Origin of the sequence: Pseudomonas syringae (genome assembly GCF_023278085.1) — a bacterium.
GTDB classification, from domain to species: Bacteria; Pseudomonadota; Gammaproteobacteria; order Pseudomonadales; family Pseudomonadaceae; genus Aquipseudomonas; species Aquipseudomonas syringae_Q.
Map to the genome: position 1 here is coordinate 2,998,245 of NZ_CP066265.1, position 16,435 is coordinate 3,014,679.

A 16,435-nucleotide genomic window follows, 5' to 3' on the forward strand; every position below is an offset into this window, starting at 1 on the left:
TTATAGGGGGACAGACGAATATTTCTACACAACACAGGGAGCTCCTGGCTGGATAGGCGCTTTGTGAACCTGAACCCTTGAGACGCGGATGCTGAGTCCAGCATCGGTTACGGGGCGCTATCACAAAGCTGCTTATTGACTTCGAACCGGCCAATTTCTTTTATATTTTTACTGCCATAGATAAAAACGTAAGTACCACCCAGTGCCAGGATCGAACTCTCTCTCAGTCTTTGCGAATCGCACACAGCTTTTACGACTCCAAGCCTGGTGGCGCTCAAGTCAAAGCCAGCGGGGTGGGCATCATAACTTACCAAATCATAATAGAACGCTAGTGTGTGACTGTCAGACGCCTCAGCGCGTAAAAGCCTTGTACTCTCATCGATCTTTTGATTTCGGGCAGTCGTTCGCGCGGCAACAATTATAAGATCGCTGAGAAAGCCAGGCTGGCTGGGTTGGTGTGGCACCACCATTACCTGCTTGAAAATAACCATTGCCAGCGTCAAAAAACACACCCCTACCACCCAACACAACACCACTTTGTTTGTTTTTCCTGTTGTCACTTCATTGAAGGTGTCATTCACTGCGCGTGCTCCCTGCTTTGGCGCGACATGCCGCATCGTCGGCATGGCACTATTTCGGCGAAAATTTAATCCAATCTCATACCCCCGTCACTCCCTTTCGCTCCTGACCGAATGCCGAAGCCAACCGCTTTGTCGGCACCGCCAATGCCTACTCTCGCTCGCTAATCGCGAAGGTGACTGGATTAACGTGGACGACGTTGCCTGGTTGCTTGCATGGGTAGTTCAGCGGTGGCATAGACAACGCCAGAGGTACCTGCCTGGCGGAAGAGATCGCCAGCTTATGCCGTGATGCTGTTTGATCATGCCGAGCGGATTACCGGCTTCTATACAGGCCGTGTTCATCAGGCTAACCGCTGTCATGGCCGGGGGGCTGTCATCTCGCAAGCTGCTTCATCAAAAAAACAAATACCTGCACACCCAAAACACAACTAATATTTGCCAATGATCAAAGAACTGAAAACCCTTATTGCCGTAGCCAGAGAAGGTACGTTCGCCGCAGCCGGAGACCGCATCGGTCTGACCCAGGCGGCGGTCAGCGCGCAGATGCAGCGTCTTGAAGCAGAGCTGGGCATCGAGTTGTTCGACCGCAAGGGGCGTTCGGCGCAGTTGAACCGCATGGGCCAGCAAGTTCTGCTGCAAGGTCAGGAACTGGTGCGCCTGTACGGCAATCTGGGCAGTGCCGCTGTCGGGCTTGCACCCACTTTGCTGGTGACCATCGGCGCTATTGCTTCCGTGCAGCGTTCTTTTCTACCGGATGTGCTGGCCGGGTTTCATCGGCAGTTTCCGCAATGTCGAACGCGCATCGTTCCCGGGCTGTCGATGGACCTGATCAATCAGGTGGATACGGGGGAACTGGACATGGCCGCGATTATTCGTCCGCCCTTCTCACTGCAAAGTGATCTGCGCTGGACCACCCTGACGCGCGAACCCTATCGCCTGATCGTTCCAGCCGATGTTCAAGGGGGAGACTGGTCAGAACTGATCTCCAGCCAGCCCTTTATCCGTTACGACCGATCGTCGTTTGGCGGGCGGCAGGTCGACCGTTTTCTGCGTCAGACGCACGTTGCGTTACGTGAAGTGTGCGAACTCGACGAGCTGGACGCCATCGTCAAACTGGTTGCCAACGGCGTGGGCGTGGCACTGGTGCCGGAAACGGCGACCATTCAGGCGTGGCCTGCGACTGTGCGGGCTATCGACCTTGGGCAGCATACATTTCATCGGGACATCGGGCTCGTACACCGCGCGCGACGCAGCCTGTCGGAGCCGGTGAGGACGCTCGCTCAGCTATTGAACGAGCAGGCTCACGAAGCGCAGTGACAAGCAGGCTATTTGGCGAACAGCTGGCTCATGTCCTTGAACGCCTTGAACTCCAGCGCGTTACCGCACGGGTCGAAGAGAAACATGGTGGCCTGCTCGCCGACCTGCCCTTTGAAGCGGATGTAAGGTTCGATCACGAACTGAATGCCGAACGAGTTCAGGCGTTCAGCCAATGCTTCCCACTGCGCCCACTCCAGAATGATGCCGAAGTGCGGAACCGGCACGTCATGCCCGTCCACCGGGTTGCTGTGAACGCTTTCTTGAGAAGCCGTTTTGGGATGTTCATGGATGACCAGTTGATGGCCGTAGAAATCGAAGTCGACCCACTGCGCACTGGAACGCCCTTCGGCAAGCCCGAGCACTTCGCCATAAAAAGTCCGGGTAGCGGCCAGGTCATACACAGGGATTGCCAAGTGGAAAGGAGAAAGGCTCATCAGAACTCCAGAGGTGATGTGCAGGATCAAGTGTCGAACAGGGCCATGCGCGACCTGACGATCCACTTGAAGGTGAGACCTATCCTAGAGCTGGCTTGAACAAAATAAAATCAACATGTTTTTTGGAAAGCACAAATAATATTTGTGCTTTCCCTAAGTTCAATCGCTCGGAAGGACCCTGTCACGGCTGCCCGGACAGCCTCATGATCATCCGCGACAGCAGATAAATCCTCGGTGCCACGCTGCCCACCTCGGCGTATTCTTCCGGCGTATGGATATTGCCACCGACAATGCCGAAACCATCCAGCGTCGGCGTGCCCACGCTGGCCGACAGGCTGGAGTCAGCCGCCCCGCCGCTGCCTTCAATGGTCAGCGTGCGTCCTAGCTCGCCGTAGATGCCTTGCGCCATCGCAACCAGCGCATCTGACTTCGGCGTTTGCGGCATCGGCGGCAGGCCGCGCACCAGACTGGTCTTGACCTCGGTATCCGGCACCAGCTTGTTGGCCGAGACCTTGGCGAGGTCCTGCTCGATCCGGTCGAATTCCTCCGGCACTGCCGCCCTTACATCAGCCTTGGCGCTGGCCTGATCCGGAATCACGTTGGTGCGATCACCGGCCTTGAGCACCGTGAAATTGATGGTGGTTTTCTTCTCTTCGTCGCCCAGCTTGCCGAGCTGCAGAATCTGATGCGCCACCTCGGTAGCCGCGTTGCGCCCCAGTTCCGGTGCAACACCTGCATGGGATGCCTTACCCTTCACTTCGACCAGCGCCGTCGCCGAGCCTTTGCGCCACACCACCAGCCCGTCGGCCGGGCGACCTGGCTCCAGGTTCAGCGTGACATCGTGCTCTTTGGCGGTTTTCTTGATCAGTTCGGTAGCAACGACCGAGCCGGTTTCTTCACTGGCGTCGAGCAATACGGTGATCTGCGCGTAGTCGGTGAACTTCAGGTTATGCAAGACCTTCAGCGCATAAATGGCAGCGACGATACCGCCCTTGTCATCCATCACGCCCGGGCCGTAGGCACGACCGTCCTTGATGTGAAACGGCCGCTCTGCCGCCGAACCTTCCTTGAACACGGTGTCCATGTGCGCCATCAACAGAATCTTCGCCTTGCCGGTGCCTTTCAGAGTGGCGATGACATGATTGCTGGCTTCAGGCGTATTCGGCACCTGCTCAATGGTCGCACCGAGCTTTTTCAGCTCTTCGATGGCGATGTCGCTGACCTTGGTCAGACCCGGCACATAGCCGGAACCCGAGTCGATGTTCACCAGACGCTCCAGCAGTTTCAAGGCGTCGTCCTGGTACTGCTCGGCATCAGCCTGGATTGCCTTGTGCGGCTCGGCCATAGCCGCAGGTGCCAGGGCTGTTAACGCGAGGGCCAGGGCCAAATGAGCGGCCAGTGGCGAGCGTGAGAATGAGCGCATACGTGTTCCATCCTTGTTTTATTGAGTGACGTTTTCAGGAACATACCTCAAAGCGCTACTCGTCGTCATAAGCAGGGTGCCCGACACATACGCCAGGAACCTGGATCATTCAGGTACGGCCGCGCAAACGATCAAGCTTGTCGAACAGCAGCCAGTACAGAATGGGAATCAGGCCCAGGGTCACCAGTGTGCCCAGTGCAAGTCCACCCATGATCGTGATGGCCATGCCCTCCCAGAGCGGACCGGCGAACAGCATCAGTGGCACAAGGCCGATGATGCAGGTCAGTTTGGTCATTACAATCGGCCTCAACCGTTTGACCGCCGCATTGACCACCGCTTCGCGCACCGGCAGGCCCTGACCGCGCTCGGCTTCGATGCGCTCCAGCAGCAAGACCGCGTTATTGACGATAATTCCCGCCAGCGACAGCAGCCCGAAAGTGGCCATGAAGCCGAACGGATACCCGGTAATCAGCAGGGCCAGCGCCACGCCAATCAGCACAAAAGGCACGCTGGAAATAACAATCAGCAATTTGCGAAACGAATTGAATTGCCAGACGAACAGCAGCAGCATCGCAATCAGCGCATGCGGCATGTACTGCAAGAGCGCCTGATTGGCTTCGGCCGAGTCTTCTATCTCGCCACCCAGTTCAACGCGATAACCGGCTGGCAGCTTCAGTGCCGCAACTTGCGGTGCCAGTTGTTCCACGATTGATGCTGCGGTAAGTGACGGATTGTGTCCGACCACGGTAATAGCCCGCTCCAGATTACGGCGTTGAATGGTCGAGGCTTCGGCCTTGGGCTCGATTGTGGCAATAGCGGATAACATCAGCGGCGCAGCCCCGGAGGCTGGATAGATCAGCGTGCTGTCCGGTTCGCTCACGGGCATGCCCGGCGTGCAGTGTTCTCGGGCCATTATAGCCACCGCAGTTTCGCCATCCTGCAACGAGGACACCGCCAGCCCGTTGCTTCTCAGTTGCAATGCCTGAGCGATGTCCTGCGTGGAGACACCCGCCTGCACAGCCTTGTACTGATCGACAAGGACGTCATAACGCAACAATCGGGTGCGCCAGTCATCGTGTACGTCCTGCGTGCCAGGCAACGCCGACAAGGCCTGTTCGATCTGGCGGGCAATCGTTCGCAACACTTTTTCATCAGGGCCAATGACCCGATAGATCGCAATCCCCGCCTCAGTGGTGCCCATCGAAAAACGCTTGGGCTGCGCTTCGATTTCCGGGTGCTGCGCCAGAAGAAAGCGCCGGGTCCGGTCAATCACCGCGTCTACATTGGCGCCTTCGCGCACGCTGACGGTGAAATAGGCAATGTCCGGGGCAGACAAAGGCGGATTGAGGCCCAGAACGATCCGCGGGCCGCCATCGGCAACATAACCGATGCTGTCCTTTACATCCTGGTCGTTACTCAGCCACTGGCTGATATCGCGCACGGCCTGTGAGGTGTCGCGCGAGCTGCTGCCAGGCTCCATTACCAGAGGAATCTGGAACTGCATGCGGTCTGATTTCGGCAGGAAATCGTAGGGCACGTGAGTCAATACCACGACCGCAGCCACCAGCAGAACAACCATGCTGCCGATGAATAGCAGGGAGTGATCGAGCAGCGCCTGGATGACGCTGCGATAGCCACGATAAAACCCTGATGCATACTCATCGGCAGCAGGCTTGTCGACGACGGCCGAAGCCTTGGCAAAGTAGAAACACAGCAGCGGCGTCACCGTCACGCTGAGCAGCCAGGAGCTGATCAGCGTGGTCGCCAGCACAATCGCCAGTGAACGCAGGTATTCATTGGTGCTGGTCTGCCCCAAAAAGAATGGCGAGAACGCGAGCACGATGACCAGTGAGGACGTCAGCAAGGGGATCATCAGTGTACGCCCTGCTTCCTCGCACGCGGTTCGCCGCTCTTCTCCGGCATGCAGACGCCGCTCGATGTCCTCGGCGATGACAATGCCATTGTCCACCAGTAATCCCAGGGCCAGGATGATCGCGGCAATTGACACCGTTTGCAGCTCGATGCCCACCGAACGCATGACGAGCAGCGTACTCAAGATCGTCAATGGCACGATAACCCCGACCACCAGCCCGGTACGCCAGCCGAGAAACAACATGACCACGCACATCACGATAACCACGGTTTCAGCCATGACGTGGTACATCTTGCTCATCTCGTGTTGCACCACATCAGCCTGAAACGTCACGACGTGCAACGTAAAGCCAGTCGGAAGTTGCTGTTCCAGCTCGCCGAGGCGTTTGCGCAGCGCGCTGCCGAAGGCCTGAACATTGAGGCCGGATTGCATTGAAACCGCCAGCACCACAGCATCCTGCCCCTGATAGATAGCTTCGGTCTCCGGCGGATCGACCGGGACCACCGATATTTTGCTCAGGCTTCGCAGTGCCACTCTCTGACCGCCGGCCAACTGCACGGGGAACTGGCGCAATTGCTCCAGCGAAAGGATTTCGCCACTCACCAAGAGTGTGGTGCTCTGCTGCCCGATAACCGGGTTACCTCCCGACGCGATCAGGTTGCGGGCTTGCAACTGCTGCATTAACTGTTGAGGCGACAGACCTGCGGCAGCCAGGGTCTGTTGATCGAAATCCAGATAGATTCGCTCATCTTGCAGGCCATACAGCTCGACCTGATCAACCCCTTGAAGCCCATAAAGCTGGTCGCGCAGCCGTTTGATCGGTCCGCGCATTTCGCTCATGCTGAAGCCCGGCGCGGTCACGGCGACGGAAGCCACTGCCACCCGGCCAAAATCGTCATCCACGAAAGGCCCTTGGGTGCCGGGCGGAAACACACCGCTGGTTTCACCGACTTTGGCTCTCAGTCGCTGCCATAAAAGCCCAAGATCCTTGATGCTGTCATAAGCGGTCACCTGCACCGTTACCCGGCCAGGCTTGACCGTGGTCACCACATTCCTGATCTCGGCCAGCTCGCGAATTTTTTCTTCCAGCGGCCTGGCCAGCAGTTCTTCTGTGCGCTCCGCGGAAAGCCCCGGCAGCGAGACGCTGACCAGCGCATCCCGAACCGTCACTGAAGGTTCTTCCTGAGACGGAAAACCCGAAAAGGTAGCGACCCCCGCCAGCAAAATCAGGCAGGCCACGAAAAAGGTCAGGCGACTCGCACCCATTGCACGATAGGTAAGGCTCATGGCGCAGTTCCGCTCAAACGGCTGGTCGGCTGGTACAGGCTGACGGTCTGTCCGTCCTGCAGAAAAGCGGCTCCGGCAGTCACCACCTGCTCCCCCGCGACCAGCCCGGTGTGGATGATCGCTCGACCCGCGCTGACCGCCCCTAGGGAAACAGAGCGGATGGCCACTGTTCCACCCGATTGGTAGACGAAAACCTCAGCCGTATTACTGTCAGTTCCCATCCACAGTGCTTGAACGGGAACCGAAAGGGCCTGCGTTGCAGCGTCAGGGCGCACCTGTACGAGTAGCGTGATACCGCCGGGCAGCCTGTCGGCAGGACGCAATACACGAAAGATGCCCGTTCTGACCAACCCGTCATCGGATCGAGGCGAAATGCCTTCAAGCACCAGATCAAAACCGTCAGTGGTGTCTGCCGTGCTTGAGGCTCTGGCAAGGTCGCCGGGCTTGAGCGCCTCGGCAAACGCCAGCGGAACAGCCGCCACAACCTGCTGTTCTGCGCCGGACTCGATATCCAGCAGCGCCTGCCCGGCAGGCAACACGCTGCGCGGTTCTGCATGGCGCGCCACCACCCGCCCGGCAAACGGCGCAATCAACTGGCTATGATCCAGCTCACGACGCGCCAAGGCCACTTCGGCTTGCGCCCGAATCTGTTCGTTCCGGGCTTGCTCGCGGGATGCCAAGGCCGACTCGACAACGCTTTGCGCAACACTGCCTGCCGCAAGCAGATTTTTCTGGCGCTGATAGTTCTGCTCACGCTCGACTGCCTGCGAAGCGGCCAGGCCCGCACTGGCCTGCGCCTGTTGCAGATGCAAGGTCGCAGGCTGCCGATCGAGGCTGGCAAGTACCTGGCCCTTTTCCACGGCATCTCCGACATCGACCCGCAACTCGGCCACGGTACCTGCCGACTCAAACGCCAGACTGGCGCGTTGCTGCTGCCGAACGGTACCGATAAAACGCATCACGGCACCCTCACCTGCGTGCACCGCCTCGACCTTGACGGCACGCACAGCCGCGACGCTGGCCGGATGTTTGTCGCTGCAGCCACCAGCCAGCAAGGCAATCAGTACGATGCTGCACGCGCGGGCAACACATCGGCGTGGAGCAGGAAACGCATCAGGATGAAATCGCATGGCAGGCGTCCACTCTTCAGAAGGCGTAATTCAAGGCAAGCAGGCCGCTGCCTTCGGCATCGGTTTCGACCAGCGGGCTGCCACGGGTCTGGTCGGTGTAATGAGTGACGCCAACACTGGCGACAGTTGACCAGTGAGCGTCGAAGGTATGCTGCCAGGCGAGTGCCGCCGAATAGGCATAAATGCCGCTGTCTGCCGTGAACCTGGAAAAGCCGCTGCGCTGGTTCTGGATCGGGCTCACGCCAAAATAGGTCTGGTTGTAACGGCCGTCGCCGGCATGCGCATCGATATCGAGCGTCACCGTGTCACTCTGGCTGTGGTAAGCGATGCCTTCAAAGCCCAACCGGTAGCGGTTCCCACGTTTTTCGCCCGCCACCCGCAACTCGGCCTCGGCACTCGCCGACAACCATGGCGTGAGCTGCTGAGAGACCGTGAAGTCGCCAACGGTCGCGCCCTCGACGGTACCCATGCCCCTGAGCTCATTGGAGCCCGGACGGTTGGTGCTGTTTTTCTCGGTACGGCCAAAGTCATAATTGAGCGCCGCACTGGCGCCGAGCCCGGAAGCCGATTGCCACTGAAGCCCCAGACCACGAGTGGTGTCAGCAAAAAAGATCCCGCGCTGAACCGTAAGCATCGGCAGCACCTGACTGCGGTATTCATCCGCACCCATATAGCGGGGCAACACGGCCATACCCAGACCGAAGTTGACGTTGAATTGGTCGCCGAGAATCGACTGACTGTCAGCAGAATCGCTGCCCTGAGCATAAGCCTGACCGATCAGGGCCATGGCAGCGGAGGCGATCAGCACGTTGAGCAAAGTGTGACGTACGCGAGAATGAGAGAGGTCATGAGTCATGGTGATACTCCGGTTTCGGTCAGGATTTCGAGGGGCTTGCGGGTTCTGCGCCGCGCAGTACGCGGAACAGATCGATACGGTTTTGCTGTAGATCATCGAGGGACTTGCGACAGGCTGCGTCGGCTTCGGCGATACGGATGCTGGAGGTCAACAAGGCTGTACGGTCGGCAGCACCTGCGTTCAGCTCGAAGGACAGACGCCGCACTTTTTCCTGCACCAGCGCGACACGCTCGACCTCATTGCGCGCATGTTCCAGCGCCTGCTGACGTCGGCTCAGGACTCCGGACATTTCCCGGAAAGCGTTCTGTATCGCCTTCTCATATTCAGCAACAGCAATCTGCTGGCGTACCTGGGCGAGATCCAGATTCGCCTGATTACGCCCGCCGTCGAACAGCGGCAGGCTCAACTGCGAGCTGAACAACCAGGCGCCGCTGCCGCCACTGAACAGCGTGCGCAGGCTGTCGCTCTGGATGCCAATGCCAGTGCTGAGTTTTATGGACGGAAAGAACGCTGCGCGCGCGGCACCAATGTTGGCATTGCCGGCTTTGAGCGCCTCTTCGCGCTGACGGATATCAAAGCGCTCCAGCAGCCGTTGTGATGGCAGGTTCGCCAGCCAGGCAGGCGTATCAAGCAGCGCGTTGCTCAGCACCGGCATGTCAGGCTTTGCGACTGGCAGCGCTGTCGAATAGCCGGTCAGCAACAGCAATGCCTGCGATGCACTGGCATGATCGCCCAGCGCATCCTGTACGCGCTGTTGCGCGTTCAACGCCTGCAGACGCTGCACGAGTAGATCATCCAGCGAGATGGCCCCTTGACGCTGCTGCTCTTCAGCCGCTTTCACCAGCATCAGTCGAGCATCGCTAACAGCCTGCGCATCCTGTAGCAGCGCAGCGGCCAGACGTTCCGTCAGCCAGGCTTGCGCCACTTCCGCAACCAACGCACTGCGTGCCGCCTGCTGACCGTAAGTACTGGCCAGGTAATCGTGCCGCGCCGCCTCGGACAGGCTGCGCACACGGCCAAAGAAATCCAGCTCGAAGTCGGAGATGCCCAGCGAAGCAATGGAAATGTCCTGACCATATCGCTCGTCGGCAGCGGCATCATCGAAATGCTGTCGATCACGCTCGACGCCAGCGGCGAGGGTCGGGAAACGATCGGCGCGACTGATGCCACGCATGGCTCTGGCCTCTTCCACCCGCAGTGTCGCCACTCGAAAGTCGCGATTGAACGCCAGGGCAGCTTGCAGTAGAGCACGCAGTTGCCCGTTCGCAGACAACTCGGAAACCAGCGCTGCTTCCTCAGTGCTCAGCACGATTGCAGGCGATACATCACCGGCAGGCACTACGCGGGACAACTGATCTGCCGGAACCGGCAGCGCCGGTCGCTGGTAGTCCGGGATCAGCGAGCAACCGCAAACACTCAGGCTCAGCAATGCTGCCAGATAACGGTACCCGAGGTTGCGGATACGCTTGGACAGCGGTGTACTCATCAGCATAGGATCTGTCCGCGACAGTGGGCTCTGGACGCCATCCTGAACGCCGACTTTCAATAAACCGTTCGTGAATTATCAAGATTTGATCAAGAGGCACGCTCGTGTCAGGAAAACGCATTCTTATCGTCGAAGACGATGCCGACAGTGCCAGTATTCTCGACGCCTACCTGCGTCGTGACGGTTTCACCGTAGGGCTGGCCGAAAACGGTCAGCGCGGCATCGACATGCATCGCCAGTGGAAACCCGACCTGATTTTGCTGGACGTGATGCTGCCTCTGGTCAGCGGAACCGACGTGCTGTCGGCGGTCAGGCGTTGCAGCGATACACCGGTGATCATGGTGACGGCCATGGGCGACGAGCCGGAAAAGCTCGGCGCACTGCGCTATGGTGCGGATGATTATGTGGTCAAGCCCTATAACCCGAAGGAAGTGGTCGCCCGCGTACATGCCGTGCTGCGACGCTCCCAACAAAACGGCAGCAACGAGCGGCACTTGCGTTACCAGACATTGCTGGTGGACCTGGACGCGGTCACCGCCACCATCCAAAGCAACGATGCCATGCACACACTGCTGGACCTGACCCCGACCGAGTTCAAGATTCTTTCCACGTTGCTGAAAACGCCTTCCAAGGCCTTCACCCGGGAAGAGCTGCTCGAGATCTGTCTGCCCGACAGCGAGGCGCTGGCCAGAGTGGTGGACGCACATGTGCATAATCTGCGTCGCAAACTCGAAATCCACGGCGTGGATAACGTGCTCGTGACAGTGCGTTCGGTCGGCTATCGATTCCGGTAGCTGTCAGATCCAGGTGACTATCATGCGATACCTTTTCCAACACAGGCAGCAACCGTTGTGGCATTGGGTCGGCATGCGCATGAGCATGCTGGCGGTGGGTGCCGTCATCGTTATCGCGTTTTGCATGTGGCTGCACGTCACGGTGTCTGACTGGATGACCCTGCAGGCAATGCCAGTCGAGGTGCGCAGTGAGTTTGAGCAGCTGCAAGCCGATCCTGAAATGAACATCGCCAGGCTTCGCGAACTGTTCGTCCAGTACTACCCAATCGAAAATCTGCTGCCCGGTATTGCCAACAAGGAGTGGTGGGTTTTGGCGGGGTTGGTGATGACGGCCATTCCCATCGTCATCTTTTTCGGCTTCCTGTTCTCACGCCCGCTCTCCAGTCAGTTTTCCTCGATTGCCAGAGGCGCACGCCAGGTTGCCCAAGGCGATTTCAAGACCCGCCTGCCGACGGACTCCGAGGGGCCGGACGAGCTACAGGCACTGGTCAGCGACTTCAACACCATGACCACCCAACTGGGCCGTTACGAGCTGGAAGTCAGCGAGTCCAGCGCGATGATCGCTCATGAATTGAGAACACCGCTGAACGCCGCCATGGGCCGCGTTCAGGGCATGATCGATGAAGTCTTTCCGCGTGATCTCGAACAACTGGAAATGGTCCACCGACAACTCAACCAGTTGAACAAACTGGTCAGCGACCTGCACCTGCTGTCACTCGCCAGCGCCGGCCAGCTGACGCTGGACAAGTCTGAATTTCCTTTGCAGAAACTGGTGGCCGAACGCCTGAGCTGGTTTGCTGACCAACTCGATGAGGCGAACATAAAGGTGAAGCTCGATATCCCGCAACGCCTGAGCATCATGGCGGATCGCGATCGCATCGGCCAGGTGGTCAACATCCTCATGGACAACGCGTTGCGCTATTCGGCGCTGGGTGGCGAACTGCTGATTGTGGCCAGAGCCAGCGCACGAAATATCGAGCTGACGTTCTCGGACCGCGGCCCCGGCTTCGGTCCGGATAACCTTGAACAGGTGTTCGACCGCTTCTGGCGCGCCGAACGATCACGGGCGCGCTATTCCGGTGGCAGCGGTCTTGGCCTGTCCATCGCCCGCGCCATCTGTGTCGAGCATGGCGCCCACATCGAGGTGCGCAACAGGCCTGGCGGTGGCTCGGTCATCAGGCTGGAAATTCCGGGCTGACCGCAGATCAATGCCCCATCAATGAATCAATGCCGTCCGGCTTGTCGTGGACGCCAAACCGGTCCACCAGTGTGGCCGTGGCGCGGTTCATGCCGACGACGTCCACGCTGACACCTGCCCTTCGCAGTTTCAGCACCACTTTGTCCAGCGCTGCCACTGCAGTGATGTCCCAGAAATGCGCCTCGCGCAGATCGATGGCCAGTGTGTCGAGGTTTTCCCGCAGATCAAACGACGCCATGAAGCGGTCAGCCGAGGCGAAAAACACCTGGCCGGTCACGTAGTAAGTGCGGTGGCTGTGGAAGGGATCGCGTTGCGAGGTGACGTCCAGATAATGGGCGATTTTGCTGGCAAAGAACATCGCAGCCAGCAGGGAGCCGACCAGTACGCCATACGCCAGATTATGGGTCGCTACGACTACCACCACGGTGACCACCATCACGATATTGGTCGAGAGCGGATACTGTTTCAGGTTACGGATCGATCCCCAACTGAAGGTGCTGATCGACACCATGATCATCACCGCCACCAACGCTGCCATCGGAATGCGCGCCAGCCAGTCGCCGAGAAACAGCATCATGATCAGCAGCAGGACACCCGCACTGAAGGTAGAGAGGCGCGTTCTGCCACCGGACTTCACGTTGATCATCGACTGCCCGATCATGGCGCAGCCTGCCATGCCACCGACAAAGCCGCTGGCGATGTTGGCGATGCCCTGCCCTTTGCACTCGCGATTCCGGTCGCTGCCGGTGTCGGTCAGGTCGTCGACGATGGTTGCCGTCATCATTGATTCAAGCAGGCCCACCACCGCCAGTGCGGCGGAATACGGCAGGATGATCAGCAACGTGTCGAGACTCAGTGGCACGTCCGGCCACATGAAGGTCGGCAGGCTATCGGGCATCGCGCCCATGTCGCCCACGGTTCGCACATTGAGGCACATGTAGAGGGAAATCGCGGTGAGCAGCAGAATGCACACCAGCGGCGAAGGCAGCAGTTTTCCCAGTACCGGCACGCGGGGAAACAGGTAGATGATCGCCAGACCGGCTGCAGTCATCGCGTACACCGGCCAGGTCACGTGAGTAAGCTCTGGCAGTTGAGCCATGAAGATCAGGATCGCCAGTGCGTTCACAAAGCCGGTGACGACTGATCGTGAAACAAAGCGCATCAACTCACCCAGTCGCAGGTACCCGGCGATGATTTGCAACACGCCGCACAGCAAGGTCGCTGCCAGCAGATAGTGCAGACCGTGCTCTTTCACCAGGTTCACCATCAGCAGCGCCATCGCACCCGTGGCAGCGGAAATCATGGCCGGGCGCCCACCCACAAACGCGATGATCGTACAGATACAGAACGACGCATACAGCCCGACTTTCGGGTCCACGCCGGTGATGATCGAGAACGCGATGGCCTCTGGAATCAGGGCCAATGCAACCACCAGCCCGGCCAGAACATCGGCACGGACGTTTGAAAACCACGCAGCTTTGATTTTTTTGAGCATAGAAATACCTGTGACAGACACAGCAGGACGCTCGGCAGCGAGTGCCGGACGAGCAAGAGCATCAGTTTTCGATTGAGTAGTGAGAAGGTGGCAGCGACCGCGAAACGGACACAGCAACAGGCGACCGCAGCCAGTGGCAGTCAGGGTGTGGCGAGGGGGCGTAGCGCTAAGGCGGCGTAGGCAGCCAGTTGGAACGAGACAAACGTGTTTCCTTTAATGAGTCGAAGGACGCAAATATCATAGACCTATCCGTTTGAAGGGTTCAACCCGGACGAACCTGCGTGCTGTGCTGTTGGACGAATGGTTCCACATCTGAAAGCCGCAAAGCGCCATCTGATACGTCTTTTTGCCCAGGCATTGACTCTGTTCGCCACGCCTCATTTCGCTCATGATGCGCGCACTGCTCACACGATGCCGCCCATGAAACGCTACGAACAATTCGCCGCTGATATCTCGGAAATGATTCGGAGCGGCGTGCTGCCTGCCGGAGCAAAGGTCCCGTCTGTCAGGGTCGCCAGCCGCACCTGGTCGGTCAGCCCCGCGACGGTTTTCAAGGCCTATTACCTGCTGGAAGACAAGGGCCTGATTCAGGCTCGTGCGCGCTCCGGTTATTACGTTAGGGAGTATGTTTCCAACGCGCTGACCGAGCCGGAGCTGGTCAGGCACAGCAGCGAAGGCACGGAACTGGGGGTCAGTGATCTGATCTTTTCAGTGCTCGGTTCACTCAAGGACCCGGAAACCGTGCCGTTTGGCTCGGCGTTTCCCAGCCCGCACCTGTACCCGCTGCCGCGTCTGGCGAAATCGATGGGCTCCGCCGTTCGGGCAATGACGCCGACCGGCATCGTCAGTGACATGACCTCCGGCAACTCCGAGCTACGCAGGCAAATTGCCTTGCGCTACATGATCGGCGGCGTGCGCCTGCCGGCCAACGAACTGGTGATCACCAATGGCGCAATGGAGGCCTTGAACCTGTGCCTCCAATGCGTCACTGAACCCGGCGACCTGGTCGCCATCGAAGCGCCTGCGTTCTACGCCTGCCTGCAAGTGCTGGAGCGACTCAAGCTCAAGGCCGTCGAAATTCCCGTACACCCGCGTGATGGCGTGGACCTGGACTCGTTACAGGACAGCCTGACCCGCTTGCCGATCAAGGCCTGCTGGTTCATGAGCAGCTTTCAGAACCCGCTGGGCGCGAGCATGACGCAGGAGAAAAAAGTCAGGCTCTACGACCTGCTGGAACAGCGGCAGATACCGCTGATCGAGGACGATGTCTACGCCGAGCTTTACTACGGTGGCAAAGCGCCCCAGCCGATCAAAAGCCTGGACCGCAGCGGACTGGTGATGCATTGCAGCTCGTTTTCCAAGACCCTGGCCCCCGGTTATCGGGTCGGCTGGGCGGCTGGCGGCCGCTACACCGGGCAGATCGATCGCCTGAAACTCATGACCACGATCTCGCCCTCGGTCCCGGCTCAGGCCGCCATTGCCGATTACCTCAAGCACGGCGGCTATGACCGGCACCTGCGCAAACTGCGCGACACCCTGGAGCTGCAACAAGGCGCGATGCTCGCCGCTGCCGCACGTTATTTCCCGATCGGGACTCGTGTGACCAGGCCGGTCGGTGGCTACTTTCTGTGGTTCGAATTCCCCGAGCAAGTGGATTCGCTGCAGCTGTTCCAGCTCGCGCTGGCCCAAGGCATCAGCCTGGCGCCCGGCCCGATCTTCTCGGCCTCGCAGCGCTTCAAGAACTGCGCACGCCTGAATTACGGCACACCGTGGGATGAACGCAGTGAGCAGGCCATGGCGATGCTCGGGCGCATCATTGCCTCGTTTTGAAGTCTTCAGACAAGCCGCCTCTCGGTAACTGATCCGTATTTTTAAGCCATTTCTGAATCTGTACCAGAAACTCCCTGAGCAAGATAATGGCAGCGCATTCAAACGCGCATGCCGACCGCCAATCCTTGGCACCTGCGGCTTGCGACATGGCAGACCAGCAGGAGATGTTCATGGGCAAGCTCGGACTTTCATTGATCGGTTTTTTGCTGTTGGCGATTGCGGTGGGGCTGTTGGGGACCATTTCGCCGTATTGAGGGTCAGGGACTCAACAAAGCGCTCGTTCGTCACGCCCCGGCGGGAGCATTGGCGCGAGAATCAGTGAGATTACCGCTGCAACGAAAAAACCCGCCAAAAGGCGGGTTTTCAGGTTTCAGAGGCTTTACATAGCACCGCTGAAATAATGTCTGGCTCCACGACCTGGACTCGAACCAGGGACCCAGTGATTAACAGTCACTTGCTCTACCAACTGAGCTATCGCGGAATAGGCGCTATGTTACTGATTCGGAAAAGGAAGTCAAGCAAGGCCCTGAAAAAGATTCCGCGCTGAACGGTCCATTTGAGAAAACCGGTTTTGAACGCGCTGTTCATTCAAAGGGGCAACGAGAAGCGCATGTCCATTTCGTACCGACATTGGCGTTTTCACCACGTCAAGAAACGTTCGTCCTGGCCGACACCTGAACTAGGCAGCCCCTCTCCCACGGATCAGGTATATAAAAAAAATGGCCTCTCTC

General features: G+C 58.8%; 13 protein-coding genes and 1 tRNA gene. 5 read left to right on the forward strand and 9 right to left on the reverse strand.

The annotated features are described in order from the left end of the window. Positions 1-107: 107 nt before the first annotated feature. Positions 108-581 carry a hypothetical protein gene (locus tag I9H07_RS13310; protein WP_236423803.1) on the reverse strand — a complete coding sequence of 158 codons (474 nt, stop codon included), beginning with the start codon at positions 579-581 and terminating at the stop codon, positions 108-110. Positions 582-1,022: 441 nt separating this feature from the next. On the opposite strand from I9H07_RS13310, the gene I9H07_RS13315 reads away from it, so the two are divergent. After that, on the forward strand, positions 1,023-1,898 hold the full coding sequence (locus I9H07_RS13315; protein WP_236423805.1) for a LysR family transcriptional regulator: 876 nt from the start codon (positions 1,023-1,025) through the stop codon (positions 1,896-1,898). Between the two features lie 8 nt (positions 1,899-1,906). On the opposite strand, the gene I9H07_RS13320 is transcribed toward I9H07_RS13315, so the two are convergent. The 6 genes from I9H07_RS13320 to I9H07_RS13345 form a co-directional block, all read right to left on the reverse strand. Further along, positions 1,907-2,332, reverse strand: coding sequence for a VOC family protein (locus tag I9H07_RS13320; RefSeq protein WP_058823591.1), 426 nt, complete (start codon positions 2,330-2,332; stop codon positions 1,907-1,909). A 181-nt stretch (positions 2,333-2,513) separates the two neighbouring features. Then, positions 2,514-3,755, reverse strand: coding sequence for a M20/M25/M40 family metallo-hydrolase (locus I9H07_RS13325; protein ID WP_058823592.1), 1,242 nt, complete (start codon positions 3,753-3,755; stop codon positions 2,514-2,516). Positions 3,756-3,864: 109 nt separating this feature from the next. Next, positions 3,865-6,915 (reverse strand): efflux RND transporter permease subunit, encoded by a 3,051-nt coding sequence (locus tag I9H07_RS13330; protein WP_024674219.1) that lies wholly within the window; start codon positions 6,913-6,915, stop codon positions 3,865-3,867. Then, the gene (locus I9H07_RS13335) at positions 6,912-7,979 is read right to left on the reverse strand and encodes an efflux RND transporter periplasmic adaptor subunit (RefSeq protein WP_236423828.1); all 1,068 of its coding nucleotides are present in this window, start codon (positions 7,977-7,979) and stop codon (positions 6,912-6,914) included. Before I9H07_RS13335 ends, I9H07_RS13330 begins: the two co-directional genes overlap by 4 nt. Positions 7,980-8,061: 82 nt before the next feature. Continuing rightward, positions 8,062-8,901 carry a MipA/OmpV family protein gene (locus I9H07_RS13340; RefSeq protein WP_236423807.1) on the reverse strand — a complete coding sequence of 280 codons (840 nt, stop codon included), beginning with the start codon at positions 8,899-8,901 and terminating at the stop codon, positions 8,062-8,064. A gap of 19 nt (positions 8,902-8,920) precedes the next feature. After that, the gene (locus I9H07_RS13345; RefSeq protein ID WP_236423809.1) at positions 8,921-10,393 is read right to left on the reverse strand and encodes an efflux transporter outer membrane subunit; all 1,473 of its coding nucleotides are present in this window, start codon (positions 10,391-10,393) and stop codon (positions 8,921-8,923) included. Between the two features lie 98 nt (positions 10,394-10,491). On the opposite strand from I9H07_RS13345, the gene I9H07_RS13350 reads away from it, so the two are divergent. Next, complete coding sequence (locus I9H07_RS13350; protein ID WP_058823595.1) at positions 10,492-11,181, forward strand: response regulator; 690 nt, start codon at positions 10,492-10,494, stop codon at positions 11,179-11,181. A gap of 22 nt (positions 11,182-11,203) precedes the next feature. Further along, positions 11,204-12,379, forward strand: coding sequence for a sensor histidine kinase (locus I9H07_RS13355; protein ID WP_236423811.1), 1,176 nt, complete (start codon positions 11,204-11,206; stop codon positions 12,377-12,379). A gap of 7 nt (positions 12,380-12,386) precedes the next feature. On the opposite strand, the gene I9H07_RS13360 is transcribed toward I9H07_RS13355, so the two are convergent. Further along, positions 12,387-13,874, reverse strand: coding sequence for a SulP family inorganic anion transporter (locus tag I9H07_RS13360; protein WP_236423812.1), 1,488 nt, complete (start codon positions 13,872-13,874; stop codon positions 12,387-12,389). Positions 13,875-14,294: 420 nt separating this feature from the next. On the opposite strand from I9H07_RS13360, the gene mapR reads away from it, so the two are divergent. Together mapR and I9H07_RS13370 are read left to right on the forward strand one after the other, a co-directional pair. After that, positions 14,295-15,704, forward strand: coding sequence for a GntR family transcriptional regulator MpaR (gene mapR, locus I9H07_RS13365; RefSeq protein WP_236423814.1), 1,410 nt, complete (start codon positions 14,295-14,297; stop codon positions 15,702-15,704). Between the two features lie 86 nt (positions 15,705-15,790). Further along, on the forward strand, positions 15,791-15,958 hold the full coding sequence (locus tag I9H07_RS13370; protein WP_236423815.1) for a hypothetical protein: 168 nt from the start codon (positions 15,791-15,793) through the stop codon (positions 15,956-15,958). A gap of 151 nt (positions 15,959-16,109) precedes the next feature. Here I9H07_RS13370 and I9H07_RS13375 read toward each other — a convergent pair. Beyond that, positions 16,110-16,185: transfer RNA gene (locus I9H07_RS13375), tRNA-Asn, on the reverse strand. Between the last annotated feature and the right edge of the window lie 250 nt (positions 16,186-16,435).

What these genes read in the sequence shown, in the direction of transcription:
- I9H07_RS13315 (WP_236423805.1), top strand. Translation starts at nt 1,023, where the DNA reads ATGATCAAAGAACTGAAAACCCTTATTGCCGTAGCCAGAGAAGGTACG.
- I9H07_RS13320 (WP_058823591.1), bottom strand. Translation starts at nt 2,332, where the DNA reads ATGAGCCTTTCTCCTTTCCACTTGGCAATCCCTGTGTATGACCTGGCC.
- I9H07_RS13325 (WP_058823592.1), bottom strand. Translation starts at nt 3,755, where the DNA reads ATGCGCTCATTCTCACGCTCGCCACTGGCCGCTCATTTGGCCCTGGCC.
- I9H07_RS13330 (WP_024674219.1), bottom strand. Translation starts at nt 6,915, where the DNA reads ATGAGCCTTACCTATCGTGCAATGGGTGCGAGTCGCCTGACCTTTTTC.
- I9H07_RS13340 (WP_236423807.1), bottom strand. Translation starts at nt 8,901, where the DNA reads ATGACTCATGACCTCTCTCATTCTCGCGTACGTCACACTTTGCTCAAC.
- I9H07_RS13345 (WP_236423809.1), bottom strand. Translation starts at nt 10,393, where the DNA reads ATGCTGATGAGTACACCGCTGTCCAAGCGTATCCGCAACCTCGGGTAC.
- I9H07_RS13355 (WP_236423811.1), top strand. Translation starts at nt 11,204, where the DNA reads ATGCGATACCTTTTCCAACACAGGCAGCAACCGTTGTGGCATTGGGTC.
- I9H07_RS13360 (WP_236423812.1), bottom strand. Translation starts at nt 13,874, where the DNA reads ATGCTCAAAAAAATCAAAGCTGCGTGGTTTTCAAACGTCCGTGCCGAT.
- mapR (WP_236423814.1), top strand. Translation starts at nt 14,295, where the DNA reads ATGAAACGCTACGAACAATTCGCCGCTGATATCTCGGAAATGATTCGG.
- I9H07_RS13370 (WP_236423815.1), top strand. Translation starts at nt 15,791, where the DNA reads ATGGCAGCGCATTCAAACGCGCATGCCGACCGCCAATCCTTGGCACCT.